General features: G+C 70.3%; 23 protein-coding genes. 15 read left to right on the plus strand and 8 right to left on the minus strand.

Translation table 11 applies throughout. The features are described from left to right. Positions 1-50: 50 nt before the first annotated feature. Complete coding sequence (locus tag PV734_RS23060) at positions 51-824, minus strand: SLATT domain-containing protein (RefSeq protein ID WP_319092802.1); 774 nt, start codon at positions 822-824, stop codon at positions 51-53. A 335-nt stretch (positions 825-1,159) separates the two neighbouring features. Between PV734_RS23060 and PV734_RS23065 the strand changes: the two genes are divergently transcribed. The 3 genes from PV734_RS23065 (at position 1,160) to PV734_RS23075 (ending at position 2,894) form a co-directional block, all read left to right on the plus strand. Further along, positions 1,160-1,507, plus strand: a complete 348-nt coding sequence (locus PV734_RS23065; protein ID WP_319092801.1) for a YbaB/EbfC family nucleoid-associated protein — start codon at positions 1,160-1,162, stop codon at positions 1,505-1,507. Positions 1,508-1,642: 135 nt separating this feature from the next. After that, positions 1,643-2,242, plus strand: coding sequence for a recombination mediator RecR (gene recR, locus PV734_RS23070; protein WP_319092800.1), 600 nt, complete (start codon positions 1,643-1,645; stop codon positions 2,240-2,242). Further along, entirely contained in the window at positions 2,235-2,894 is a 660-nt protein-coding gene (locus tag PV734_RS23075) for a DUF5063 domain-containing protein (protein WP_319092799.1), read from the plus strand. The genes recR and PV734_RS23075 overlap by 8 nt, the downstream gene beginning before the upstream one ends. A 136-nt stretch (positions 2,895-3,030) precedes the next feature. On the opposite strand, the gene PV734_RS23080 is transcribed toward PV734_RS23075, so the two are convergent. Both PV734_RS23080 and PV734_RS23085 read right to left on the minus strand, forming a co-directional pair. After that, positions 3,031-3,588 (minus strand): hypothetical protein, encoded by a 558-nt coding sequence (locus tag PV734_RS23080; protein WP_319291401.1) that lies wholly within the window; start codon positions 3,586-3,588, stop codon positions 3,031-3,033. Between the two features lie 100 nt (positions 3,589-3,688). Further along, positions 3,689-4,681 carry a hypothetical protein gene (locus tag PV734_RS23085; protein WP_319092797.1) on the minus strand — a complete coding sequence of 331 codons (993 nt, stop codon included), beginning with the start codon at positions 4,679-4,681 and terminating at the stop codon, positions 3,689-3,691. Between the two features lie 285 nt (positions 4,682-4,966). On the opposite strand from PV734_RS23085, the gene PV734_RS23090 reads away from it, so the two are divergent. Next, a complete protein-coding gene (locus tag PV734_RS23090; RefSeq protein ID WP_319092796.1) occupies positions 4,967-5,464 on the plus strand; it encodes an SgcJ/EcaC family oxidoreductase in 498 nt (165 codons plus the stop codon). Between the two features lie 42 nt (positions 5,465-5,506). Here the strand turns inward: PV734_RS23090 and PV734_RS23095 are convergent, their stop codons facing one another. Both PV734_RS23095 and PV734_RS23100 read right to left on the minus strand, forming a co-directional pair. After that, positions 5,507-6,865, minus strand: coding sequence for a HAMP domain-containing sensor histidine kinase (locus tag PV734_RS23095; protein ID WP_319092795.1), 1,359 nt, complete (start codon positions 6,863-6,865; stop codon positions 5,507-5,509). Beyond that, entirely contained in the window at positions 6,862-7,575 is a 714-nt protein-coding gene (locus PV734_RS23100; RefSeq protein ID WP_319092794.1) for a response regulator transcription factor, read from the minus strand. Before PV734_RS23100 ends, PV734_RS23095 begins: the two co-directional genes overlap by 4 nt. Positions 7,576-7,778: 203 nt before the next feature. Between PV734_RS23100 and PV734_RS23105 the strand changes: the two genes are divergently transcribed. From PV734_RS23105 to PV734_RS23120, 4 genes are all read left to right on the plus strand, one after another. Then, positions 7,779-9,059, plus strand: coding sequence for an aspartate kinase (locus tag PV734_RS23105; protein ID WP_319092793.1), 1,281 nt, complete (start codon positions 7,779-7,781; stop codon positions 9,057-9,059). 221 nt (positions 9,060-9,280) lie between these two features. Beyond that, on the plus strand, positions 9,281-10,348 hold the full coding sequence (locus PV734_RS23110; RefSeq protein ID WP_319291890.1) for an aspartate-semialdehyde dehydrogenase: 1,068 nt from the start codon (positions 9,281-9,283) through the stop codon (positions 10,346-10,348). A 414-nt stretch (positions 10,349-10,762) separates the two neighbouring features. Then, positions 10,763-11,428, plus strand: a complete 666-nt coding sequence (locus PV734_RS23115) for a SigE family RNA polymerase sigma factor (RefSeq protein WP_319092792.1) — start codon at positions 10,763-10,765, stop codon at positions 11,426-11,428. Between the two features lie 422 nt (positions 11,429-11,850). After that, positions 11,851-12,906: a hypothetical protein gene (locus PV734_RS23120; RefSeq protein WP_319291403.1), complete on the plus strand. Its 1,056-nt coding sequence runs from the start codon at positions 11,851-11,853 to the stop codon at positions 12,904-12,906. 80 nt (positions 12,907-12,986) lie between these two features. On the opposite strand, the gene PV734_RS23125 is transcribed toward PV734_RS23120, so the two are convergent. Further along, complete coding sequence (locus tag PV734_RS23125) at positions 12,987-13,826, minus strand: SURF1 family protein (RefSeq protein WP_319291405.1); 840 nt, start codon at positions 13,824-13,826, stop codon at positions 12,987-12,989. 251 nt (positions 13,827-14,077) lie between these two features. On the opposite strand from PV734_RS23125, the gene PV734_RS23130 reads away from it, so the two are divergent. After that, positions 14,078-14,611, plus strand: a complete 534-nt coding sequence (locus tag PV734_RS23130) for a hypothetical protein (RefSeq protein WP_319092789.1) — start codon at positions 14,078-14,080, stop codon at positions 14,609-14,611. A gap of 68 nt (positions 14,612-14,679) precedes the next feature. Here the strand turns inward: PV734_RS23130 and PV734_RS23135 are convergent, their stop codons facing one another. Continuing rightward, positions 14,680-16,194 carry a helix-turn-helix transcriptional regulator gene (locus PV734_RS23135; RefSeq protein WP_319291408.1) on the minus strand — a complete coding sequence of 505 codons (1,515 nt, stop codon included), beginning with the start codon at positions 16,192-16,194 and terminating at the stop codon, positions 14,680-14,682. Between the two features lie 191 nt (positions 16,195-16,385). Between PV734_RS23135 and PV734_RS23140 the strand changes: the two genes are divergently transcribed. Together PV734_RS23140 and PV734_RS23145 are read left to right on the plus strand one after the other, a co-directional pair. Continuing rightward, on the plus strand, positions 16,386-19,295 hold the full coding sequence (locus PV734_RS23140) for an ATP-binding protein (protein ID WP_319291410.1): 2,910 nt from the start codon (positions 16,386-16,388) through the stop codon (positions 19,293-19,295). Positions 19,296-19,337: 42 nt separating this feature from the next. Continuing rightward, positions 19,338-21,128, plus strand: a complete 1,791-nt coding sequence (locus PV734_RS23145; protein ID WP_319291412.1) for a prolyl oligopeptidase family serine peptidase — start codon at positions 19,338-19,340, stop codon at positions 21,126-21,128. A gap of 103 nt (positions 21,129-21,231) precedes the next feature. Here the strand turns inward: PV734_RS23145 and PV734_RS23150 are convergent, their stop codons facing one another. Beyond that, positions 21,232-21,624, minus strand: a complete 393-nt coding sequence (locus tag PV734_RS23150) for an ester cyclase (RefSeq protein ID WP_319291415.1) — start codon at positions 21,622-21,624, stop codon at positions 21,232-21,234. A gap of 124 nt (positions 21,625-21,748) precedes the next feature. Here PV734_RS23150 and PV734_RS23155 point away from each other — a divergent pair, with 124 nt between their 5' ends. The 4 genes from PV734_RS23155 (at position 21,749) to PV734_RS23170 (ending at position 25,439) form a co-directional block, all read left to right on the plus strand. Next, complete coding sequence (locus tag PV734_RS23155) at positions 21,749-22,327, plus strand: PadR family transcriptional regulator (protein WP_319291417.1); 579 nt, start codon at positions 21,749-21,751, stop codon at positions 22,325-22,327. Positions 22,328-22,347: 20 nt separating this feature from the next. Further along, entirely contained in the window at positions 22,348-23,331 is a 984-nt protein-coding gene (locus tag PV734_RS23160; protein ID WP_319291420.1) for an NADPH:quinone reductase, read from the plus strand. A gap of 242 nt (positions 23,332-23,573) precedes the next feature. Continuing rightward, entirely contained in the window at positions 23,574-24,215 is a 642-nt protein-coding gene (locus tag PV734_RS23165) for an HAD family hydrolase (protein WP_319092782.1), read from the plus strand. 36 nt (positions 24,216-24,251) lie between these two features. Then, positions 24,252-25,439, plus strand: coding sequence for a helix-turn-helix transcriptional regulator (locus PV734_RS23170; RefSeq protein WP_319092781.1), 1,188 nt, complete (start codon positions 24,252-24,254; stop codon positions 25,437-25,439). Positions 25,440-25,484: the final 45 nt, after the last annotated feature.

Genomic DNA, 25,484 nt, shown 5'->3' on the forward strand with positions numbered 1-25,484 from the left:
CCAGGCAATCCCTGGCGGGGTTTCCTCCTGTTAGTCACGCGTGCCCTACCTCACCGCGCCTCCGGCGGCCTCTGGCGGGGCATGTTCGGTCGGGCGCCCGGGGCGGCGACGCCGAAGCGGCCCTGGTGGACCGTCGCGTCCTGGCGGGGTACGACCATCCCCGCCGACTGGATGCCCAGCGGAGCGGAGCCCGTGCGGAACTCGACCATCCAGTCCGCCGTCTCCGCCCGGACCAGCTCCGTCACGTCCTCCGAGAAGCGGCGCAGTACTCCCAGGCACCGGTCGGCCGCCTCGCTCGCCGTTCCCTCCGTCGGTCCTAGGACCTCGCGCACGCTCTCCGACGCCCAGTCGAACTGCAGCACCTGAAGGCGTCGCTGGACGGCCTGGGCGGTGGCGACATCCCTTATCCAGCCCGAGGTGACCCCGAAGAACCGGTCGGCGGCGACGCATGCCACCGCGACCAGCATCGCCAGGTATCCCCAGGGCGCGATGTCGCCCACCACCCCGGTGAGGTCGAGCAGCGGCAGCGCGGCTCCGGAGATCGCCCCGAGCGCGGCGCCCGTACGCAGGGCCCGGGCGCCCCGCCGTTTCCAGACCCGGTCGGCGAGGTACCAGGCGGCCGTCTCCAGCGCCCCCTGCTCCACCCACCGGTACAGCTCGTCGAGGCGCGGCGCGGGCTCGCCCCAGTCGCCGAGGGGGAAGGGCCGGCCGGTGAGGTCCCCGGGCCGTGGCCCGGCGGTATTCAGCCCGGCGGGATCTTCGCTCCGCCCCTCATGGGGCGGTCTCTGGGACGGCCCCTCGGGCTGCATCTCCGGCTGGCTCACCCGGCACTCCCTTAGCTGAGCAGACTGACCACAATCCATCACAGTCCGTGACACCGTACGGGCGCCCACGTGACGTCTGATGCCGTTGTAAAGCTGTCGTGCCGCCCCCTTCCTACCGCCCAATGGGTGGCGATGACCAAGCTTTCGTTACTTTTCCGCTCGGACGGATCGCTTGATCAGGTATAGGCCGGTCAACCGGCTCACTCGAAAGAGTGCTGGAGCGACGGCCCACCCGACCACGTAGGCTCGTGCTGAAGCCGAATTCGGCACGCACGACGACGCACAACGACGACGCACAACGATGACGAACGACTACGGACGACGAGGAGCTGATCGTGATCCCCGGTGGTGGCCAGCCCAACATGCAGCAGCTGCTTCAGCAGGCCCAGAAGATGCAGCAGGACCTGGCGAACGCGCAGGAGGAGCTCGCGCGGACCGAGGTCGACGGGCAGGCGGGCGGCGGACTGGTCAAGGCGACCGTGACGGGCGCCGGCGAACTGCGGGCCCTCAGGATCGACCCGAAGGCGGTCGACCCGGAGGACACGGAGACCCTCGCCGACCTGGTCGTGGCGGCCGTACAGGCGGCGAACGAGAACGCGCAGCAGCTTCAGCAGCAGAAGCTCGGCCCGCTGGCCCAGGGTCTGGGCGGCGGCGGAAGCGGCATCCCGGGCCTGCCGTTCTGACGTTCGCCCCGCGCGCCCCCGGTCCCGCCTTCCTCAGGTGGGCGGCGGCCAACTACGGTACGTACAGCGGGCGCGAGGCGACCGCCGTACCGATGACCGTTGTACTGATGTACCGACGTACGGAAAGGCAGTCCGTTGTACGAAGGCGTGGTCCAGGACCTCATCGACGAACTGGGGCGGCTCCCGGGCGTCGGTCCCAAGAGCGCGCAACGGATCGCCTTCCACATCCTGCAGGCGGAGCCGACGGACGTACGGCGGCTCGCGCACGCCCTCCTCGAAGTGAAGGCGAAAGTCCGCTTCTGCGCGACCTGCGGGAACGTGGCGCAGGAGGAGCTGTGCAACATCTGCCGCGACCCGCGCCGGGACCTGACGGTCATCTGTGTCGTCGAGGAGCCCAAGGACGTCGTGGCGGTCGAGCGGACACGTGAGTTCCGCGGCAAGTACCACGTCCTGGGCGGCGCGATCAGCCCGATCGAGGGCGTGGGCCCCGACGACCTGCGGATCAGGGAGCTCCTGACCCGGCTCGCCGACGGCACGGTCACGGAACTGATCCTGGCCACCGACCCGAACCTGGAGGGCGAGGCCACGGCCACGTACCTCGCCCGCATGATCAAGCCCATGGGCCTCAAGGTCACCCGCCTGGCCAGCGGCCTCCCTGTGGGTGGCGACCTGGAATACGCGGACGAGGTGACCCTTGGCCGCGCCTTCGAGGGGAGACGACTTCTAGATGTCTGACGCCACGCTGCACAACACGACGCAGGACCCCGACGACTTCGCGGTCCAGATCGCCGACCAGGTGGAGAGCTTCCTGGTGGCCGTCACCGAGGTGGCGAAGGGCGACGAGCCGGACTCGGCGGTGCCCTTCCTCCTCCTGGAGGTCTCCCAGCTCCTGCTGGCGGGCGGTCGCCTCGGCGCGCACGAGGACATCCTCCCGGACGAGCGCTACGAGCCCGACATGGGCCCGGAACCGGACGTGGACGACATCCGCGAACGGCTGGCGCTGATGCTGGACCCGGTGGACGTCTACTCGGAGGTCTTCGACCCCTACGAGCCCCGCAAGGCCCCGGTCCCGGCCCGTATCTCCGACGACCTGGCCGACGTCATCGCCGACCTCCGCCACGGCATGATCCACTACCGGGCGGGCCGCACCACGGAGGCCCTGTGGTGGTGGCAGTTCTCCTACTTCTCCAACTGGGGCTCGACGGCGTCCGCGACCCTGCGCGCGCTCCAGTCCCTTGTCGCCCACGTCCGCCTGAACCAGCCCCTGGCGGAGCTGGACGGCCTGGACACGGACCAGGAACTCGGCGACGAGACCCTGGCGGAGGAAGCCGGCAAGGTGATGGAGGAGGAGATCGCGGAGCCGCTGGGGCTGCGTACGGTGAAGTAGCGACAAGTCAGGCCGCTGGAGGGAATCGCGTACGGGGACCGGGTGGTCGGCGCGGCCTGACCGGCGGCGGGATCATGGATCGGGACGTACCGGGTGGGGCGCGGCGAGTACGCCGCGCCGGACATGAAGAACGAACTCAGGAGTCGGTCGGCCCGACCGGTGACGGGGACGGCTCGACGGGCGGCGGCAGGGGTGAGTAGCGGGCGCGGTTGGCGTTGAAGTGGGCCAGATGATAGGTCGCGCCCTCGAACTCCAGCTCCATGGGCGGAGGATCGGTGACGGGCGGAGCCCACAGGGTGTAGTCCCTGCCCTCGACCTCGACCTGCGTCTCCAGCCTGGGCGTGCCCCAGTACCGTACGTAGCTCTCCGCATGCTCTTCACCCCAGAGCGGGCCGCCACCGAGCGCGCTCAGCAATGCTGAGCTGTAAACGGCACGAACCCGAAAGTTCTCCAGGAACCGGCGCGGGATCACCATCGCGCTGTAGCGGCGGCTGTTGCCCCGGTGCCGGCCCACGACAGGCACGCTCGGACTGCCTCCGTCCCACCGCAGCGGTGCGATCCAGACCTTGGCCCCGGGAGCGAAGTGCCGCAGTCCAGCACGGATCTCCAGCCCGCCGTCGCCATGGCTGGTCTCCCGCGCCACGTTGGCCACCACACAGAGGCCCAGCGGTTCGGGGCCTGTCTCGTTCGGCATGGCCACCATCATTGTCGAGCGGTACCCGTGTCCGGTACCGGGTTTCCGGGCGGGTGGTCGGGTGCTTCCGATCAGCACCGCCCGCGTATCCGCCATGCCGCTACTGTGAGTCCACGATCCGGTACTCGCGTGCCGTCACCGACGGCTTCCCCGTCTTCGGGAGGGTTGCCAGGGCCATGCCCTGGTAGGTGTTCACCACGGTGTCGCGTTCGCGGCCGTTGAAGACCGACTCCACCTCGGTCGGGGTGATGTCGTAGTTCTCGCGGTAGGCGGCCTTCATCACGAACTGGGAGGCGTGCGCGGTCGGCAGCGCCGCCAGGACGCCGCCGTCCTTGAGGCGCAGGGCGTAGACCGTGTCGAACTCGGTGGGTGTGGTGACGTACGCCGTGGTCGCGAACTTCGCGTTCTTGCCGCTGTCGCGCTTCGTGTGGGTCTCGATCGCGTCCTTCGCGACCTCGGTGGTGTGCGAGATGCCAGCCCCGGCCTTCGTACCGCCGGTCGCGTACAGATCCTCGAACGCCGCCGAGATCTGGTTGGGGGCGAGCGTACCGACGCGGGTGGTGGCGTCGACAGCGGTGGCGAGGCCCGAGTCGTCGGTGGCGATCGCCGGGAGCGGTACCTCCGAGTAGACGGCCGACATCATCTTCCAGTCGTCGTACTCCTTGCCGAAGACCAGCAGCGCCTCGCTCTTGGAGTCACTCGCTTTAGTCGTCACCGCGAACCAGTCCTTGCCCGCCGGGATCCAGTACTTCATGCCGGTGTAGTGGAAGGGCTTGCGGTACTCGGCCTGCTCCTTCTTCGACTTGGTCGCGAAGAGGCGGTAGTCGGCCTTGCTCTGCTCGTACAGCTGCCCGCCCTCGACGGTGCCCAACAGGGCTGAGTCCTGCTGGGCGTTGGCCTTGTTGTTGACCGACTCGTAGGTGCCGAGGATCTTCGCCGCCTGCGCCTCGGTGACGGCACCCTTCGCCACCGGGCTCGCGTCGGCGCCGTCGGCACTGTCCTTCGAGCCGGCGCCGCATCCGGTCAGCGCCAGTGCGACGGCCACCGCCGTCGTCGTCGTGCCGAGGGTGAACAGCTTCTGCCGGGAGGTCATACGGGGGCTTCTCCTCAGGGAGGGGCGGGAGTCGGGGCGGCCTGTGGGGCCGGGCTCACCGTACTGGGGTGAGTGTGAGCGTCCTGGGTGGGACCGGCGGACCGATGGTGCAGCTCATTGACTGCGGAACGTGACCGCCCGTCGCGCTACGTGAGTTGGAGGTGTCCTTCCCGCCCCCTGTACGTCCCTTGCACGGGCGCTAACCAGCGAAAAGAGAGGCTGGAGTCACTTCCACCGCAGGACCTGCGGAGAAGGCGAACCCCCCTCACCCGTACAGGAGTTGCGATGAACCGCAAGACCCGCATACGCGCCGCCCTCGTCACGGCCACCGCCCTCGTCACCGCCGCGACGGTGACCGCCGGTGTCAGCGTGGCGGGTGGCGAGCAGTCGAAGAAGCCCACCAAGAAGCAGATCGCGGCCCTCTTCGACGGCTGGAACAAGACCCTGCAGACCGGCGACGCGGAGAAGGTCACCGACCGCTACGCGAAGGACGCGGTGCTGCTGCCGACCGTCTCCAACAAGATCCGGACCAACCACGCCCAGATCGAGGACTACTTCGACCACTTCCTGCTGAACAAGCCGGTCGGCAAGAAGATCAAGTCCTACATCAACATCCTGGACGACAACTCGGCGATCGACGCCGGCTCCTACTACTTCATCCTCACCGACCCGAAGACCGGCGAGAAGAAGAGGGTCGACGCCCGCTACACGTACGAGTACGAGAAGCGTGGCGGCAAGTGGCTGATCGTCAACCACCACTCGTCGATGATGCCCGAGGGCTGATCAGCCCGGACCGGAACGGTCCCGATCGGCCAACGGAGTTGGTCAGCCGGCGCTCTTCTGAGTTGCCGCACGCAGGCTGATCACCACGCTCAACCCGCCCCCGGGCGCGTCCGCCAGGGCGACCGTCCCGCCGTCGTCCGTCACCAGCTGTTTGACGACGGCGAGGCCGAGCCCCGAGCCGGAGCGCCCGGTGAGGCCCTGGCCGCGCCAGAAGCGGTCGAAGGCACGGGACTTCTCGGCGTCCGACATACCGGGACCGCCGTCCGAGACCGTCAACTCCAGCCAGTCGCCCCGAGGTTGTGCCCGTACGGTGATCGTCCCGCCGTCCGGTGAGACCTCCAGGGCGTTCGACAGAACGTTGTCCAGTACCTGGTCCAGATGACCGGGGCTGGCCAGCACAAGCAGCCGGCCGTCGACACCCCTATCCCCCGGGAGCGCGATGGTGACTCCGCGCTCGTCGGCGGCCGGCCTCCACACCGACAGACGTTCGTCCACGATGTCCCTGAGGGACAGCGGCTCGGCCGCCGTGACCTTCGCCTCGGCCCGGGCCAGCACCAGCAGCCCGTTGACCAGCCGGCTCATCCGGACGACCTCGGCGGTCGCCTGCTCCACGTCCTCGCGGACGAACTCGTCGTCGGTGCCGTCCGCGATGTTGTCCAGCGACAGGCGCAACGCCGTGAGCGGGGTACGGAGTTGATGCGAGGCGTCCGCCACGAAGATGCGCTGCGAGGCGACCAGTGTGTCCAGGCGTTCCGCCCCCTGGTTGAGGGTGCGGGCCAGCGTCTGGGTCTCCGGCGGGCCCGTCACCTGCGAGCGCGCGGTGAGGTCGCCGTCGCTGAACTTGCTCGCCATGCCGTTGAGTTCACGGAGGGGCGCGGTGATGCGACGGGCGGCGTACGCGCCGATCGCGGCGGCAGCGGCAAGGACGAGCACGGCCAGGCCCGCCCGGAAACCCCAGATGTTCCAGAGCCGCTTGGTCATGTCCGACGTCGAGTACACGATCCGCACGGCCGAATCGCCCTGTGCGGGGACGGTGACCGTCAGCTGCTTGCCCCAGATGAAGTCGGAACCCCAGTCGGTGGTGCCTTCGTTGTCCCGTAGGGCGCGGGTCAGGGCGGCGTCCGAGCTGGGCCTCGGCAGTTTCGCGGCGCAGCTGTCGGTGGCCACCTGGACCTGGCCGAGCGTCTCGCGGTCGTAGGCCCTGGCCACCTTCTCCAGGGCCTCGCACGAGATCCTGTCGCCGTGGCCCAGGAGCAGCGCCATGGTCTGGGCCTCGCGCTGGACGGACACCTTGGTGTCGTCGCGCAGTTGCTTGGTGAGCGTGAAGGCGACCGGCACGGTGAAGAGGAAGATGGCGACCGCGACGAGCAGGATGTAACTGCGGATGAGCTGACGGTTCACGAGGGCTCAGCGTCCTTGACGGTCTCGTCCTTGCTGATCTCGGCCTTGGCGATCTCCAGCCGGAAGCCGACGCCCCGTACCGCCTCGATCACGACGGCGCCCCTCAACTTCCGTCGCAGCGCCGCCACATGAACGTCGAGCGTCTTCGTCGGCCCGAACCAGTTCGCGTCCCAGACGGCCTCCATGATCTGCTCGCGCGACATCAGCGCGCCCGGCTCCTCCGTGAGGAAGGCCAGCAGGTCGTACTCCTTGGGCGCGAGGGCGACCTCGTCGCCGTCCAGGCGGACCCGGGCGGCCTTGCGGTCGATCGTCAGTCGGGTGCCGTACCGGTCGGGGCCGGCGTCGGCCTGGGCGCGCGGCTGGACGCGCCTCATCACCGCCCTTATGCGCGCGATGACCTCCCGTACACCGAAGGGCTTGGAGACGTAGTCGTCCGCGCCGAGCTCCAGGCCGACCACCCGGTCCGTCTCGTCGCTGCGCGCGCTGATGACGATGATCGGGACGTCACCGCGTTCGCGCAGCGCCCTGCAGACGTCCAGGCCGTCGGTGTCGGGCAGGCCGAGGTCGAGCAGGACGACGTCGTACGGCTCGGAGTGGCTGAGTGCCGCGCCGCCCGTGGACACCCACGCCACCTCGAAGCCGTAGCGCAGCAGGCCGCGACGGAGCGACTGGGCCACAGGTTCATCGTCTTCCACCAGAAGTACGCGCACGTCCGAACCTTAGTCCTTGAAACTTAATTCACAGCGGCAACGCGTATCCCAGGAGCGGGTGGGCATGAGCCCCGCTGAGCGGCCGAAGATCCCCCGGTGAACGCCGTGGTGAGCGGGACATCTCACCATGCGATATCCCGTAAGGGGAATTCGGCCGCTCGTTAGACTGAGTCGACCGCAGACGGACTGAGCTAGGAGCGCACGTGGGCCTTGTCGTGCAGAAGTACGGAGGCTCATCCGTAGCCGATGCCGAGGGCATCAAGCGTGTCGCCAAGCGAATCGTGGAAGCGAAGAAGAACGGCCACCAAGTGGTCGTCGTCGTTTCCGCGATGGGCGACACGACGGACGAGCTGATCGATCTCGCCGAGCAGGTGTCTCCGATGCCTGCCGGGCGTGAGTTCGACATGCTGCTGACCGCCGGAGAGCGGATCTCCATGGCGCTGCTGGCCATGGCGATCAAGAACCTGGGGCACGAGGCCCAGTCGTTCACCGGCAGCCAGGCAGGCGTCATCACCGACTCGGTCCACAACAAAGCCCGGATCATCGACGTCACGCCGGGGCGCATCCGGACCGCGCTGGACGAGGGCAACATCGCCATCGTCGCCGGGTTCCAGGGCGTCAGCCAGGACAAGAAGGACATCACCACGCTGGGGCGGGGCGGCTCGGACACGACGGCCGTCGCGCTGGCCGCCGCCCTGCACGCCGAGGTGTGCGAGATCTACACCGACGTCGACGGTGTGTTCACCGCCGACCCGCGTGTGGTGAAGAAGGCCCGGAAGATCGACTGGATCTCCTCCGAGGACATGCTGGAGCTGGCCGCGTCCGGCTCCAAGGTGCTGCTCCACCGCTGTGTGGAGTACGCCCGCCGTTACGACATCCCGATCCATGTGCGCTCGTCCTTCTCGGGACTGCCGGGCACCTGGGTCAGCAACGAGAAGCCCGAGTGGCAAGGGGACCAGCAGGTGGAGCACGCCATCATCTCCGGAGTCGCCCATGACGTCTCCGAAGCCAAGATCACGGTCGTCGGCGTCCCGGACAAGCCGGGCGAGGCCGCGGTGATCTTCCGCGCGATCGCGGACGCCGAGGTCAACATCGACATGATCGTGCAGAACGTGTCGGCGGCGTCGACGGGTCTGACGGACATCTCCTTCACCCTCCCCAAGACCGAGGGTCGCAAGGCCATCGACGCCCTGGAGAAGGCGAAGGGCGGGATCGGCTTCGACTCCCTGCGCTACGACGACCAGATCGGCAAGATCTCGCTGGTCGGCGCGGGGATGAAGACCAACCCGGGCGTCACCGCGTCCTTCTTCCAGGCGCTGTCCGACGCGGGCGTGAACATCGAGCTCATCTCGACCTCCGAGATCCGCATCTCGGTCGTCACCCGCCAGGACGACGTGCCCGAGGCCGTCCGCGCCGTGCACTCGGCCTTCGGCCTCGACTCCGACAGCGACGAGGCCGTCGTCTACGGAGGCACCGGCCGCTGATGGCTCCGCCCGGATCGACGGTGACTGGATCGACGGTGGCCGGGGTGACCGGTTCAACCGGTCCTGGGTCGTCCGCGTCCGGGTCGGCCGCTGTGCCCCGGTGGGCCGGGGTGACCGGCTCGGTCGGTCCCCGGTCGGCCGGGGATCGGGTGGTTACTGAGCCTGGGCCTGGGCAGGCCGCTGCTCGGTCGCTCGCGTCCCGGCCGGCCGCCTCCGGGGCGATCGTCGCGCCCCGGTCCGCCGCGCGGCCCACGCTCGCGGTTGTGGGAGCGACCGGCACCGTCGGTGCCGTCATGCTCAGGATCCTGTCCCAGCACGCGGACATCTGGGGCGAGATCCGTCTCGTCGCCTCCCCGCGCTCGGCCGGCCGCAAACTGACCGTGCGCGGCGAGGAGTCCGAGGTCGTGGCGCTGTCGGAGGAGGCCTTCGACGGCGTCGACGTCGCGATGTTCTCCGTGCCCGACGACATCGCCGAACAGTGGGCGCCCGTCGCCGTCGCCAAGGGTGTCGTCGTCATCGACAACTCGAACGCCTTCCGGATGCACCCCGACGTCCCCCTCGTCGTCCCCGAGGTCAATCCGCACGCGGTACGGCAGCGCCCGCGCGGGATCATCGCCAGCCCGCACTGCACGACCCTGTCGATGATCGTCGCCCTGGGCGCGCTGCACGCCGAGTACGGCCTGCGCGAGCTGGTGGTCTCCACGTACCAGGCGGTGAGCGGGGCGGGCCGGGCCGGCGTCGACACCCTGCGCCGGCAGCTGTCCCTGGTCGCCGGTACGGAACTGGGGACCAGCCCCGGAGACGTACGGCGGGCCGTGGGCGACGGGACGGGGCCGTTCCCGGAGCCGGTCGCGCTGAACGTCGTACCGTGGGCCGGTGCAGCCCGGGCGGACGGCTGGTCGTCGGACGAGATGCAGCTGCGGGACGAGTCCCGCAAGATCCTCGGCCTTGCGAAGCTCCCCGTGGCCGTGACCTGCGTACGTGTGCCGGTCGTCACCGCGCACGCGCTGACCGTCCACGCCCGCTTCCAGGGCGAGGTCACCGTCGCCGGAGCCCGGGAGATCATCGCCACCGCGCCCGGGGTCGTGCTGTTCGACAACCCGGACGCGGGAGAGTTCCCGACCCCGGTGGACGTCGTCGGTACCGACCCGACCTGGGTCGGCAGGGTCCGGCGGTCGCTGGACGACCCGACCGCGCTGGAACTCTTCGTGTGCGGGGACAACCTGCGCAAGGGCGCAGCGCTCAACACGACACAGATCGCCGAGCTGGTGGCAGCCGAGCGGTCCTGATCATCGCCGGCCCCCAGACCAACCCCTGGCCAACCCCAGGGCAACCCCAGGACAACTCCTGACCAACCCGCCCACCCACCACCGGCTGACCTGCGGGTAACGCTCTGTGCCGGTCCGTAGCGATCCGTTGATCTTGTCGGAAATCACTCCGGTTGCGGCAGAAAACGTTTGTAGGATCCAGGTGAGAACGGCGAGAACAGAAGTTTTGCTCCCCGCTGCCCGCAACCGCGCGGACGGCGGGGAGCGTCTTTGCGGTCGCCCTTCCAGGGCGTGGGACGTCGTGACCATGCGGGGGACGCGCGGTGACCATGGATTTAGGGGAAGAGCGGGACGCATGAGGGTGGCTGTGTCGTACGACGCAAAAGTGATGCCGGATGCGTACAACCCTGACGGGGGGATGCGTGTCCAACATGCGTGGCAGAGGTACTGGACTTCAGAACGGCGACGCGCGGCACAGCCCTGCGTCCGCCCCGCCGACCCCGCGTGCCGGGTGCGCACGGCGGCATGCCGGTGATCGCGCCGATGCCCGCAGCGCGGCCGGCCCGCATACCCAACCAGCGTGACGGCGCCGACGAGAGCGTGGCGGCGGGGACGACGGTCGATCACCTGACCGAGACGTACCGCGCCCACTACCGCTCCCTCCTCGGCCTCGCCGCGCTCCTCCTCGACGACACCGCGTCCTGCGAGGACGTCGTCCAGGAGGCGTTCATACGGGTCCACTCCGCGCGCAAGCGCGTCCGTGACCCGGAGAAGACGCTCGCCTATCTGCGCCAGACGGTGGTGAACCTCTCCCGCTCCGCGCTGCGCCGCCGCATCCTCGGCCTGAAGCTCCTCTCCAAGCCGATGCCGGACATGGCGAGCGCGGAGGAGGGGGCGTACGACCTGCTGGAGCGCGACTCCCTCATCAAGGCGATGAAGGGCCTGCAGCGCCGCCAGCGCGAGGTTCTCGTCCTGCGCTACTTCTCGGACATGACCGAGGCGCAGGTCGCCGAGACGCTGGGCATATCGCTCGGCTCGGTGAAGGCGTACGGCTCACGGGGCATCGCCGCGCTGCGCATCGCCATGGAGGAACCGGCATGAGCGGCGATCACGGCCAGGACCGGGAGCAGGGCCGCGAGCGGAATCGGGAGCGGGAGCAGGCGCAGGGCCCCGAGGTGACAGGACCGGAGGCTTCGGGACCCGAGGCGCGAGGACCGAAGGCTTCGAGCTCGGAGGCGCCGGGATCCGAGGCGTCGGCATCCCCGGTGCCGGCACCTGAGGTCTCGGAAACCGAGGGCTCCGAACGCGAGCCCTCCGAACGCGACGTTTCGGACTCGGCGGCTGCCGGGCGCGAAGGGCGCGGGGATGCCGGATCGGGGAGCGACGGTTTCCGGCCCGCGGAGTTTCGGGCCGGTAGGGTTTCCGGCAAGGGGGCCCGATCCAACGGGAGTTGGGCGGCCGGAGTCCACGGACCTCGCCGCCATGAGCAAGAGCACAAGCAATCGCACGCTGGGAACGGAACTGTGAATCACGGCCCCGACGACGAGGCCCTGGACGGGCTCGGCTCGGAAGAGCTGGCACTGCGCACGATGCTGCACCAGGCGGTGGGCGGAATCCAGCCGACCGACGCGGTGCTGGACCATCTTCGGCGGGCGGTGCCCGCCCGACGGGCCCGTAAGCGGCACGCCGCCATCGGTCTGGCCGCCGCCGCGCTGTTCATCGGCACGGCCGTCCCGGCCCTGCTGCACGTCTCGAACGTCAACGGCGCCGCGTCCGGCCCCTCCGTCAACGCGGGCCACGGCTCGGCGACCGACGGGGACAAGGGCACGAGCAAGGGCCCGGACGGCGGCGAGAGCACCTCCGGGGGCAACTCCGGCACGGTCAAGGACAAGCCGACGAGCACCCCGTCGGGCGGCGCGAGCGACCCCGACAAGGGCGGCGGCAGCGGCAGCACCACCGGGAGTTCCAACCAGTCGGACACCCCGCAGACCCCGGCCACCTGCGACGCCACCCAGCTGGGCTCGGCCACCGGGTCGGTCGGCGCCCCCGACGCGGGCGGCGCGGTCTACGGCACGTTCCGGGTCGTCAACGTCTCCAGCGCCAGCTGTACGGTCGGCGGCACCGGCTCGGTGTCCCCGCTGGCACAGGGCGCGGCGGACTCGTCGAAGATCGGCACCGCCGACCACACGGCGGGGGACGCGGCCGGCGGCCTGCCCGACCCGGGCCTCTCGGTCAGCGGTCTGGTTCTGGCGCCGGGCGCGGCGTACACGGTGCAGTTCGCCTGGGTGCCCTCGGAGACGTGCCCCACGACCGGTACCGGCTCCGACGGCGGTACGACGGGCGGCTCCACGGAGTCCCCGACGCCCACTCCGACCGAGAGCACCGACTCGTCCACGACCACGGCGGGTGGCGACGCGGGCACCACGTCCCAGCTGCTGACGGAGGACGGCACGTTGGCCGACGGCAGCGTGGCGGTGACCTACACGGCGGAGGCCGGCTCGCCCTCGGTGACGACGACGGTGTCCAACGCGTGCGCGGGCACGGTGTACAGGACCGGGGTCATGGCGGAGAGCGCGTAGCGGTCACGTACGGGCGGGCCCGGCCACGCGTCCCGGTCGGCCGCCCGACATCCTCGTCAGGAACCTGACCAGGATCCTGGTCAGGCGCTGGCGCCTTCCCGCGTCGGATCCGCGGAGGGCGTTTCGTCGGCGGTCTTGTCGGCCGTCCCGGTGGGCGTCCGGTCGGGGAGGAGCCCCAGTTCCGCGTCCCGGGCGAACTCCGCCTCGCGGCGCACCAGTCGGAACCACATGAAGACGACGAAGCCCGCGAAGACGAACCACTCGCCGGTGTAGCCGAGGTTCTGGAACGCCTTCAGGTCGAGGCCGGTGTTCGCGGGCGCGGTCGCCGGTACGGCCTTCATGCCGGAGTCGCCCTTGTCGAGGGTCACCCAGGCGTCGTACACGTCGTACGGCACGAGGTTCACCAGGGAGGCGGCGCTGATCGCGCCGGTCTGCCCGGCCGGGAGACCGCCCACCGCGCTCACGCCGTTGGACCCCGGTGACTCCGACGCCTGGAGCGCACCGGTGACGGTGACCTCGCCGGTGGGCGGGGCGGGGGCCTTCGCGGGGTCGGGGGTACCGGGCAGCCAGCCCCGTACGACGGGCAGTGCCCGGCCCCCGTCGGTGCGCAGCAGGGTCAGTACGTAGTAGCCGTTCCGGTCGTCGAGCTGCCGGTCCGGGACGAGCAGTTGGCGGGCGTATCGCCCGGTGACGGTGACACGGTCCCCGGAGGTCTTCTCGTCTACGGGCAGCAGCTCGGCCAGCGGCCGGGCGGCCTCCTCCTTCTCGGCGGAGACCTCCTTCGTGGCGGTCCGGTGGTCCTGCACCCGGTCCTCGAACCGGCTCAGCTGCCAGGACCCCATGAACACGCAGAAGGGGATGGCGAGCAGCACGAAGACGTTGATCCCCCACCAACGGGGCGTCAGCAGAAACCGGTACACGCCTTCCAAGGTACGGGGCGGGGGTGGGCGCCGGGTTCGCGGGGTCGGCCGGGGCCGTCAGCGCAGTCAAAGCCGTCAGCTGGTCATGCGGGAAGGCCGCATCCTGCCGCCGGCAATCGGATGGCCGTCGCTCGAGCGGCGGATTGTCCACACCAATCGGCAGGGGATAGCTGGACAATTGCTCGGATGTGAGGATTTGCCGTAGGCCGCCGAACACGGCGGAGTGGCAAGTGAAAGAGAATCCGATCAGCATGAAGAAACTCGTTGTCAAGAGCAGGCGTGCGTTCGCCGTGGGCTTCGTCGCCTCCACGCTCGCCCTGGGAATAGGTGTCGCCGCCCCCGGTGTCGCTTCGGCGCAGCCGGCGCCGGTCTCGGGTAGTTCCCAGCACACCCAGAATCCGCCGAGCAACATGGAATTGGGCATCGACTTCTGGGAGAATATGGGATGGCCGAACTGGCGCAACCTCGGTGACCGGGAGTGGATCGAGGCGGCCCGCTGGACTGACAGCAACGGGGTTACCCACTCCGACTTCGTCTTCACCGGCGGCCGGTTCTACGACCGCGACCAGGGCCTCATCAACTTCATGAACAGCCCGGCGGCCCCCAGCTCCAGCCACGGGTACACGGGGACCTTCCAGGAGTACAACACGACCATCTACGACCGTCAGCGGGACGACGTGGTTCCCCGGCGTGACGCCAACCGGATCGTCAGGGCGATCGGTACCGGCGACCTGTTCTGGACCAACGACCACTACTCGACGTTCCACTACGCGGGACGGAGCTAGCACATCCGAAGGGGGTGTGACCGCCGCACGGCGGTCACACCCCCTTCTGCCGCGTCCACGCGTTGTGGTCACGCGGCGGGGCGGTGCCCCTGAGCGTGGCGGGAAGCGGTGAGGAACTCGCGTTCCAGACCGGTCAGCTCGTCGGGTTCCTGACAGCGGGGGAAAAGGCTTTCCGCGATGGCGAGGCGCTTGCCGCGATAGAGGTCGCACTCGTCGTGGCCGAGCTCCTGCCAGGCTCCCGCCGCCTCGGTCAGATACCGGTGGTGCAGCAGGCGCTCGCGGTCCTCCTCCAGCCACCGACGCAGCCTGGGAGACTCGCTGATCACGGCGTCGTGGGTGAGCTCCGCGGAGTCCTCGCCGAGTGTGACGAGCCGGGCGCCGACCAGCGTGTTCAGCACCGGCCGCGTCTCCCGGTCCTCGAACGCGCGCAGCTCGGACGGCCGCACCGGCCGGCGCACGTAGGAGCGGTTCTCGTCGGGGGCGACAAAACGGCGCAGCACCCTGCGCGCGGTGAGCCGCTGCCGGGCGCACAGCCGGTCGAACACTTCCTCCGCGGTGGTGGCGAGGGCGCCCCGCACCCCGCCCGTCTCCTCGTAGTCGGCCAGGGTGAGCACCCGGCCGCGCCGGCGGCACCAGACGCGCAGCAACGCGTTCGAGAGCATGGGCAGCATGGTGGGCTGCCCGAGGAAGTCGTCGACCAGCCGGGCCGTGAGATCACGTTCCACGGCGAGCCCGGCCGCCGCCGCCGGGCGGACGATCGCCTCGCGCAGCTCCGCCGACGTCATCCCCGGCATCCGCACGGTGCAGTCGGTCAGTGCGTCGAGCCAGGGTGTCCGACGCGGGCACCACCACAGGAAGTCCGGCCTGAGGCCGAGGACCACCCTCAGCCGCGATTCCGGTCGCCGCGCGGCCACCAGCAGTTCGACGAACCGCAGCCGCTCGTCCAGGTCCGGCACCGGCGTGCCCGGCTCGTGGGACTCGTCGACGACGATCCAGCGTTCCGGGTCGTCGGCGCCGGGCGACAACAGCTGCTCGTACGTGGTCGCCGGCCGTGGTCCCGGCGTGATCAGGTGGACGGTGACCGGGTGTCCGACGCACCGCGCGGCATCTCGCAGGACCGGCAGCAGGCCGGCGCGCAGCAGCGAGGACTTCCCGCTGCCCGACGGTCCGGACAGCGCGGCGAACCGCTTTGTGCGTATGAGGTCGAGCAGGCTGTCCACCACACGGTCGCGCCCGAAGAACAGGTGCCGCTGCTCACTCTCGAACCGCTCCAGCCCCCGGTAGGGCGACAGGGCGACGTCGTCGTCCCGGAACGCGGCCGACTCCTCGGCGGCCCGCGACCACCGTCGCTGCCATTCGTCCGGATTCCCGCCACAGGCCCGGGCGAAGGCCACGACCACGGCCAGGGACGGCAGCCGGTCGCCCGCGGCGGCCTGGGCCAGCGCGGTGGGGGAGTAGTGGGCACGGCACGCCATCGAACGGTAGGTGGGGCTGCCGGCGTCGCTCCGCAGCGCACGCAGTTCGCTCGCGAAGCGCTGAACGGGACCTTCGCCGGGATCCAGCGGTTTCTCGGGACGACCCATCTTTCCTTCCCTGCCTGAGCACGCACCCTGCCTGAGCACGCACCTGGGCTGGGACACGCTGCCCGGGGCGCATGTTCGACGCTGCCGGTACCGGCCGGACGGAACAATGGGGGCCGCTTAGAGTGGGTATGTACGGCCGCCAAGATGGGTAGCGGCGCACGGCAGCAGTGTCCGCTGAGGACGGTGACGGGATGGCCGGGACGGCTGACCAGTGTGGTGCCGCGGGCTTCGGACGGGGCTTCGCGTTCGTCGGACGCCGCCCCGAACTCGACCGGCTGCTCAACGCCGTTCGGCGGCCACCGGCTGTGGTGATGGTGGAGGGCGACGCCGGCATGGGGAAGTCCCGGCTGGTGAAGGAGGCCACCGCGATCCTGCGGTCGGAGGGCTGGCGGGTGGTCACCGGTTTCTGTCACCCGCTGCGCGAGCCCCTGCCCTACGGGCCGGTGGTGGACGCGCTCGGCAAGGTCGGTCCGTGGCTGCCGGACACCGGTCTTCCGCCGACGGCCGGCGCGCTGGCTCCGCTGCTGCCGGACCTGGCCGACCGCCTGCCACCGGCACCGCCCGAACCGGGTGACCCGCGTGCGGCACGCCACCGGTTGATCCGGGCCGTGCGCACGGTGCTCGCCTCGATCGGGCGGGTGGTGATGGTGGTCGAAGACCTCCACTGGGTCGACGACGCGACCCGCGAGCTGCTTCTGTTGCTCGCCCGGGACCTGCCCGAGCACTTCGCACTGGTGGTGACCTACCGGGCCGAGGACCTGCCGCCCGGGACCCCCGTCCTGGGCGCGGCCTACCGGCCTCCGCCCGGTGCGGACGGCACCGTGATCCGGCTGTCGCCGCTCACCGGGACGGACATCGCCGACCTGGCCGCGATCGCGCTCGGCGCACAGGCCACGCCCGAGCTGTGCACGGTGCTTCACCGCCGCAGTGAGGGCCTGCCGCTGGTCGCCGAGGAAGACCTGCTCACGCTCCGGGCCCAGGCCCGCCGCGACGTCGGGGAGCTGGAGCGGGCCGCTGTGCCCAGCGGTCTGCGGGAAGCGGTCACCGAGCGTCTGACATCGCTGTCCCAGGCCGGGGCGGCGGTGGTGGACGCGGCGGCCGTACTGGCGGTGCCCGCCACCGAGGCGCTGCTCGCCGAGGTCGCGGGACTGGACGGCGACCCGGCCGCCGAAGCGCTGACCGAGGCGTTGCGGGCGGCGGTGCTGCGCGAGACCGCCACCGGCCGGTACGCCTTCCGCCACGTGCTGGCCCAGCAGGTCGCCTACCGGCGGATCCTCGGGCCGCGCCGGGTCCGCCTGCACCGGCGTGCCATCGACGAGCTCCAGACGCACGACCCGCTGCCGCTGGTGCAGATCGCGCACCACACGCTCGCCGTCGGCGACCAGCCGGGCTGGCTCGATCGCACCGAGGAGGCCGCCGAACAGGCCGTCGCGCTGGGCGACACCGGCACCGCGGTCACGCTCCTGCACCAGATCCTGGCCCAGTCCGGGGCGGACACCGAGCGACGTTCCCGGGCCGCGCTCGCGCTCGCCCGGATCGTCAACTTCGGCATCGACTACGCGGCGACCGTCCGCGAGCTGCGCGCCGTGCTGGCCGATCCGCGGCTGCCTGCGGCCACCCGGGGTGAGATCCGCATGGGACTCGGTCTGAACATGCTCAACATCGACCGCGACCCTGCCGGCTTCCGCGAGCTCGAACACGCCATCGACGAGCTGGCCACCCTCCCGCACAAGGCGGTGAAGGCGATGATCGCGCTGGCCCTGAACGACCTGGACGGCGTCGCCACGCAGGGGTGGAAATGGCTCGGCCGGGCCGAGCAGGCCGTGGCGGACGGTACCGACGAGGCGAGTCGGATGGCGGTCAGGATCACCCGACTGCTGTTGATGGCCAGGGACGGTGATCCCGCCGTCTGGCCCTTGGTGGACCGGCTGCCGCGGCGCGGCGCTGACGGCGTGGTGCTGAGCCAGACCATTTTCGCCCTCTACAACCTCACCGCCGAGGCCATCCAGCTGGGCCACGACCGGCGGGCCCGCGCCCTGCTGCTCGAGATGAGGGACCTGGCCGACGGCGTGGACGGTCGGCCGTTCGAGTGCCTCGTCCGCGCCCAGGAACTGTGCATCGACCGGCTGGTCTGCCGCTGGGCCGACCTGGACGGCGAGTACGCGGCCCTGGGACGTGCCCACCCCGATATGAGACAGGTCGAGGTCGACCGACTGCTGTACCAGGGACACCATGCCCTCGCCCAGGGCAGGCACTCCCGGGCCCTCGACAACTTCATCGCCGCCGCGGAGCACGGAGGCACCTCGGCGGACGTCACCATGGGGATCGCCGCCGCACTCACGGCTGTCCGGCTCGCCCAGCACGACCCGCGGGCGGCCTGGGCGGCCGCCGAACCGGCGTTGTCGACGTTGCGTGAACTCGGTTCCTGGACACGGACCTTCGGCCTGCTTCCCGTCGCGGTCGAGGCCGCGCTGGGCTGCGGGCACCGCACGGCGGCCGAACAACTCGTGACGGAGGCCGAGTCCGGTGTCCGCGACCGGGACGCGCCGGCTGCCCTGGCCGAACTGGAACTGGCCCAGGGGCTGCTGCTGCTCCGCGCCACCGGGCCGACGGCGACCACCGAGCGGGTGAAAGCCGCCGAGCACTTCGCCGAGTCGCAGCGGAGGTGGCAGGAGATCGGCCGCCCCTACGAGGTGGCCAAGGCCGCCGAACACCGGGGCGACGCCCTGACGTGCGCCGAACCGGAGGACGCGGCCGGACACCTGGCCGAGGCCGTGCGCGGCTACACCGACCTGGGTGCGACCGGTGACGCCGCGCGCTGCCAGCACCGCCTGCGTGAACTCGGCGTGGCGGCGGTGGGGCGCCGTGGCCGGCGCGGCTACGGGAGCGAGCTGTCGCCCCGGGAACTGGAGGTCGCCGAGTTGCTGTCCGGCGGGGCCACCAACCAGGACATCGCCGAGACCCTGTTCCTGTCCCCGCGCACAGTCGAGAAACACGTGGCCCGGGTGCTGACGAAGCTGGGCGCGTCGAGGAAGGACGTCCACACGGCCCTGCCGGACTCCGGCGGCGACCGATCCGGCGGGACACCGCTTCAGCGTTAGATCGTGCGCCGCAGCAGACCGCCGATCGGGTTACATAGAGACATGAGCTACGCAGAAGCCATGCCCGACTGGGAGAAGCGGTTCCGAGCCCCGCGGGTCTCCCTCCCCGACTGGGCGGAAGACGCCCCCGACCGGTCCCTGTTCGTGTCCAACGCGACGGGGACGTACGAGATCTACGCCTGGGACCGTGCCACGGGCGAGCAGCGCCAGGTGACGAACCGGCCGAACGGCACGACGGACGGTGTGCTGTCGCCCGACGGCGAGTGGATCTGGTGGTTCGACGACAAGGACGGCGACGAGTTCGGCGTATGGCGCCGGCAGCCGTTCGCGGGCGGCGAGGACGAGGTCGCGACGCCCGGTCTGGAGGCCTCGTACCCGGCGGGGCTCGCGCTCGCCCGGGACGGTCGTACGGCGGTCGTGGGGCGCTCGACGGACGAGGACGGCACGACGATCCATCTGGCGGTGGCCGGCGCGCCCCCGGTGGTGATCTACCGGCACCGCGAGTCGGCGGGCGTCGGCGACCTCTCGCACGACGGTTCGCTGATCGCGATCGAGCACACGGAGCACGGCGACGCGATGCACTCGGCGCTGCGCGTCCTGCGCCCGGACGGTACGACGGTCGCCGAGCTCGACGACACCAAGGGCGGCGCGGAGGAGCTGGGCCTGGAGGTGCTGGGCTTCGCTCCGGTGGAGGGCGACACACGGCTGCTCGTCGGGCATCAGCGGCGCGGGCGCTGGGAGCCCCTCGTGTGGGACGTGGTGAGCGGGGAGGAGACGGACCTCGGCCTCGACCTGCCGGGCGATGTCAGCGCGGAGTGGTATCCGGACGGCTCCGGACTCCTGATCGCCCACGGCTTCGAGGCGCGCAGCGAGCTGTTCCGTTACGACCTGGACTCGCGCGAGCTGGTGAAGGTGCCCACGCCCCCCGGCACGGTCTCGGGGGCGACGGCCCGGCCCGACGGCAGCGTGGAGTACCTGTGGTCGTCGTCGGAGCGGCCGTCGTCGGTGCGCTCGACGACCGGAGCGGTGGTCCTGGACCCGCCCGGGCTGAAGTCCCCGGGTTCGGTGCCCGTGGAGGACGTGTGGGTGGAGGGGCCGGGGGGCCGTATCCACGCCCTGGTGCAGAAGCCGGCGGGAGCGGACGGCCCGTTCCCGACGGTCTTCGACATCCACGGCGGGCCCACCTGGCACGACAGCGACTCGTTCGCGGCGGGCCCGGCGGCCTGGGTCGACCACGGGTACGCGGTGGTGCGGGTCAACTACCGGGGATCCACCGGGTACGGGCGTGAGTGGACCGACGCCCTCAAGCACCGGGTCGGTCTGATCGAGCTGGAGGACATCGCGGCGGTACGGGAATGGGCGGTGGGCTCGGGCCTCGCGGACCCCGACCGGCTGATCCTCTCCGGCGGTTCCTGGGGCGGCTACCTCACGCTGCTCGGCCTCGGTGTCCAGCCCGACGCGTGGGCACTGGGCCTCGCGGCGGTGCCGGTCGCGGACTACGTCACGGCGTACCACGACGAGATGGAAGCGCTGAAGGCGATGGACCGCACGCTGCTGGGCGGCACACCGGAGGAGGTCCCGGAACGCTTCGAGGCGTCGTCACCGCTGACGTACGTCGACGCGGTGAAGGCGCCGGTGTACATCTCGGCCGGCGTGAACGACCCGCGCTGCCCGATCCGCCAGATCGACAACTACGTGAAGCGCCTGGAGACGAGGGGCGCGGTCCACGAGGTGTACCGCTACGAGGCGGGCCACGGCTCACTGGTGGTGGACGAGCGGATCAAGCAGGTCCGCCTGGAACTGGAGTTCGTGGAGCGGCACTTGGGGGCGTGAGGGCGTTCTGGGGGCGGGTGCTGCCCACCCGCCCCACCCGCCCCACCCTTCTCCGTCCAGCGGCAGTCCTGCGCGGCGGAAGGCTCGCCCGGCGCCACGAGGTTCACGGCGCCGGCACGGCACCGATCTGCCGCATCACGCCGAGGAGATCGGGCTGGCCCCGTTCGCCGACGATCCGGCCGTCGGCCAGGTAGTAGAAGTTCATGGCCTGCACCGAGATCTTGTTGCCGCTCGCCGGGATCCCGAAGAACGTACCGTCGTGGGTTCCCCGCATGGTGAACCGCGCGGCCACGGTGTCGCCTTCGGTGACCGTCTCCTCCAGCGTCCACTGGACGTCGGGGAAGGCGCTGCGCATCATCCCGATGACTTCCAGGTAACCGTCGGGCCCCCGCAGTGGTTCCGGGTGGCTTGGCGCGTGGAACACCGCGTCCGGAGAAATGATCTCGCGGGCGAGATCCTCGTTGCCCGTGTTGATGAACTCGACGAAACGGTTCATCACTGACTCGGTGGACTGCGACGGCATCTTGCTGTGCCTCTCCGGAGACGTTCGGGCGGGTCCTCGACCATAACATCGAATCGATGTTCACATCGATTCGATGTCTGCATGCGAAGATGGACTCATGCTGGAACTCGCGATACTCGGCTTCCTCGCCGAGGGCCTCCTGCCCGGACACGAGCTGCGCCGCCGCGTCTCACAACTGACCGGCTACACGCGGCCGGTCAGCGACGGCAGCCTGTACCCGGCGATCAATCGCCTGAACAGGGCTGACTTGATCGAGCGGCGCGCCGACCCGGCCGCAGGGGCGTCCCGGTACGTGCTCAGTCTGACCGCGGCCGGACGGGCCGACATGTTTCAGCGCCTGCGCAAGCCCGCCGACCACGAGATCACCGACTTCACCCGGTTCTTCGTCGTCCTGGCCTTCCTCTCCCACCTGCCCGACGTGGCCGAACAGCACGCGGTGCTGCGCAGACGGCTGGAGTTCCTGGAAGAACCGGCGAGCTTCTTCTACGACAGCGAGCGGCCCGTGCGTGCCGAGGAGATCGCCGACCCCTACCGGCGGGGCATGCTGCTCACCGCCCGCGCCACCAGCCGCGCCGAACGGACCTGGCTGCGCGAGGCCCTCGGGGAGAAGCCGCCCGCATTCGACACCGCAGGCACCGACAGCGATCCGCACGCACCCGCCGCTCCCGCGAACTGACCGCCCACGGAGGTACCTCCATGCTTGCTTCCTGGTACGACGACCAGGGCCCCGCCGCCGATGTCCTGCAGGTCGGCGAACTCCCTGATCCTCTCCCCGGCCCCGGTGAGGTCCGCGTCCGCGTCACCGTCTCGGGCGTCAACCCCGGCGACACCAAGAAACGACGCGGCTGGCTCGGCTCGTCCATGCCTTTCCCGCGGGTGATCCCGCACAGCGACGCCGCCGGAGTCATCGACGCGGTGGGCGACGGGGTCGACGTCCACCGCGTCGGACAACGGGTCTGGGTGTACGGCGCCCAGTCCTACCGCCCCTTCGGCACCGCCGCCCAGTACACCGTCGTACCCGATCACCAGGCCGCACCCCTGCCCGACCACCTCGGTGACGAGCTGGGCGCGAGCCTCGGCATCCCCGGTATCACCGCCCACCGCACCGTCTTCGCCGACGGCCCGGTCGACGGCCGGCTGGTTCTGGTCCACGGAGTTCTCGGCGGCGTCGGCTCCCTGGCCGCCCAGCTCGCCCACTGGGCCGGCGCCACCGTGATCGCGACCGTCCGCCGATCCGCGGACCTCGACCGCGTCGATCCGGCCGTCGTCTCCCACGCCGTCGCCCTGGACACCGGCGACCCCGCCGCGGCCATCCGCTCGTACGCGCCACGGGGCGTCGACCGGATCATCGAGGTCGCACTGTCCGACAACGCCGACCTCGACAACGCCGTCGCCGCCCAGGGCGCCGTCATCGCCGCCTACGCCACCCGCACGGACCGCACGGAGATCCCCTTCTGGCCGCTGCTGTTCAACAACGTCACTCTCCGCCTGCTCGGCAGCGACGACTTCCCCGCCGAGGCCAAGCGCCAGGCCGCCCGCGACCTCACCTCCGCCGCCGCCGTCGGCGCCCTCACCATCGCCTTCGGCGACCGCTACCCGCTGGAAGACATCGCCAAAGCCCACGACCAGGTCGACACCGGCGGTGGCCACGGCCGCATCCTGGTCACCGTCCCCCAATAGCGCAGACCCGGAACACCGCCCTGCTCGACTGCCCGGCTCTGTGCGGCGGTCCGTCGCGCCGCCAAGTAATCGGCGAACTGGAGCGGGCCCCAACTCGGTGCGTCAGGACTCGGAGCGGCTCTCACGTACACCGGTGACGAGGGCCTCGAACAGGGTGGACGGCTCAGCAGAGCGAGACCGTCGAGGTTCTTGAAGTCACGTACGGCGATGATGCCTGCGGCCTTCTGTCTTAGGCTCGCAGGGTGACTGAGACTGTTGTGTTGGACGTCGGAGAGACCATCACCCGGGACGACCGCTATTGGGCTTCCTGGGCCGATTGGCTGGCCGTCCCCCGCCACACCCTCTCTGCGCTCGTCGGTGCTGTCGTGGCCCAGGGCCGCGACAACGCCGACGCACTTCGTCTTGTACGGCCGGACATCGACATCGACGCCGAATACCGGGCCCGTGAAGGTGCCGGCCGTGGTGAGCAGCTCGATGAGAGCGATCTCTACGGTGACGTACGGTCTGCTCTGTCCGAGCTGCGAAGGCTGGGTGTGCGCGTCATCATCGCGGGCAACCAGACGACTCGTTCGGGTGAGTTGTTGCGCGGTCTGGATCTCCCGGCGGACCTGATCGTGACGTCGGGGGAGTGGGGTGTCGCGAAGCCGCAGTCAGCATTCTTCGAGCGTGTTCTGGACGTGGCCCAGGCGGCACCGAGCGAGACCGTGTACGTGGGCGATCATCCCGCCAACGACGTCTTCCCGGCGAAGGCGGCCGGGCTGCGTGTCGCTCACATTCGGCGCGGCCCGTGGGGACATCTGTGGGCGAACGACCCGGATGTCGTCGCGACGGCGGACTGGCGGATCGACAACCTCACTCAGCTCACCGAGATCGTCGGCGGCTGAAGCGAGCGGCCCCACCGGCCTTGAACTGGAGCAACCATGGCTGCACCCACCCGTGGCGGGGTAGGAAGGCGAATCGCCTACTACCGCAGCGTTGTCCGTCCGAAGATGTCGCAGCAGGAACTCGCGGCTGCCGCCTGCGTGGCACTCGGCACCATCCGCAAGATCGAGCGTGGTGAGCGCGGTGTCAGCGGCACCACCCTCGAAGCCATCGCGGACGCTCTCGGTATCGATCCCACTCTCCTCCTCGCAGACCGGGACACAGCTCGCACTCGCGTCCACGACGCACTGCCCGCGTTGTCTGCGGCGATCGCGACGTACGACCTTCCCGAGGACGGCCCGGTCCGTCCTGTCCCTGAGCTGCGCGCAGTTGTCGCCGCAGCCGTCCGCTGGAGACTGGCCGCGCAGTACACCCGCATCGCCCGCGAGCTGCCTGAACTCCTCGGCGAGCTTGCCCGGGGCTATCACGCGGCTTCCGCCGTAGAACGAGCCGAACTGGCTGGACTCCTGGTCAGGGCCTATCGCTCCGCGGATGCCGTCGCCTACAAGTTCGGTGCCCGCGACCTGTCCGCGCGTCTGATCGACCTCATGCGGTGGGCCGGACCCGAGGCAGGCGATCCGCTTCTGTCAGCGTCCGTCGCCTACGTGCGCACCGAGACCTTCTTCGCCGCACGCGCACACGCTGCGGGACTGCGTGCCTTGGAACATGCCCTGGACTCCGCACCAGCCGCTCGTACGACGCCGGAGATCGCAGCACGCGGCGCACTACACATGCGGGCCGCCGTCCTTGCGGGCCGGGCACATGATGCCTCCGCCGCCGCCACTCACCTTGGCGAGGCTCGCTCGCTTGGCGACCAGGTACAGGAGGACGTGTACTGCGGCACCGCGTTCGGTCCCGAGTCCGTCCGCATCCACGAGGTGTCCGTCGCCGTCAGTCTGGGAAACGACCACGTTCACCGCGCCCTTGACGTCGCAGGGGAGTGGAAGCCGCCCCAGGACCTTCCGGCTGAACGGCGCTCCGGTTTCTACATCGAGCTTGCCCGGGCCCAGTTGTGGTCCGGGCTCGCGGATGATGCTTTCGAGTCGCTGAAGGTCGCGCGGCAAATCGCCCCGCAGCACACGCGTGAACACCTGTGGGTCCGTGAGGACGTCGGCACGCTTCGTCGTCTGAAGCGTTCTGGCTCGGAGAGCCTCACCAACTTCGCCGAATGGTGCGCTGCCACCTGAGCGACCTCACCCAACTACCCCTCACTGGGGTACTTGTGCCTCTTG

The sequence above is a fragment of the Streptomyces sp. AK08-02 genome (assembly GCF_033795085.1).
In the GTDB taxonomy this organism is placed as follows: Bacteria; Actinomycetota; Actinomycetes; order Streptomycetales; family Streptomycetaceae; genus Streptomyces; species Streptomyces echiniscabiei.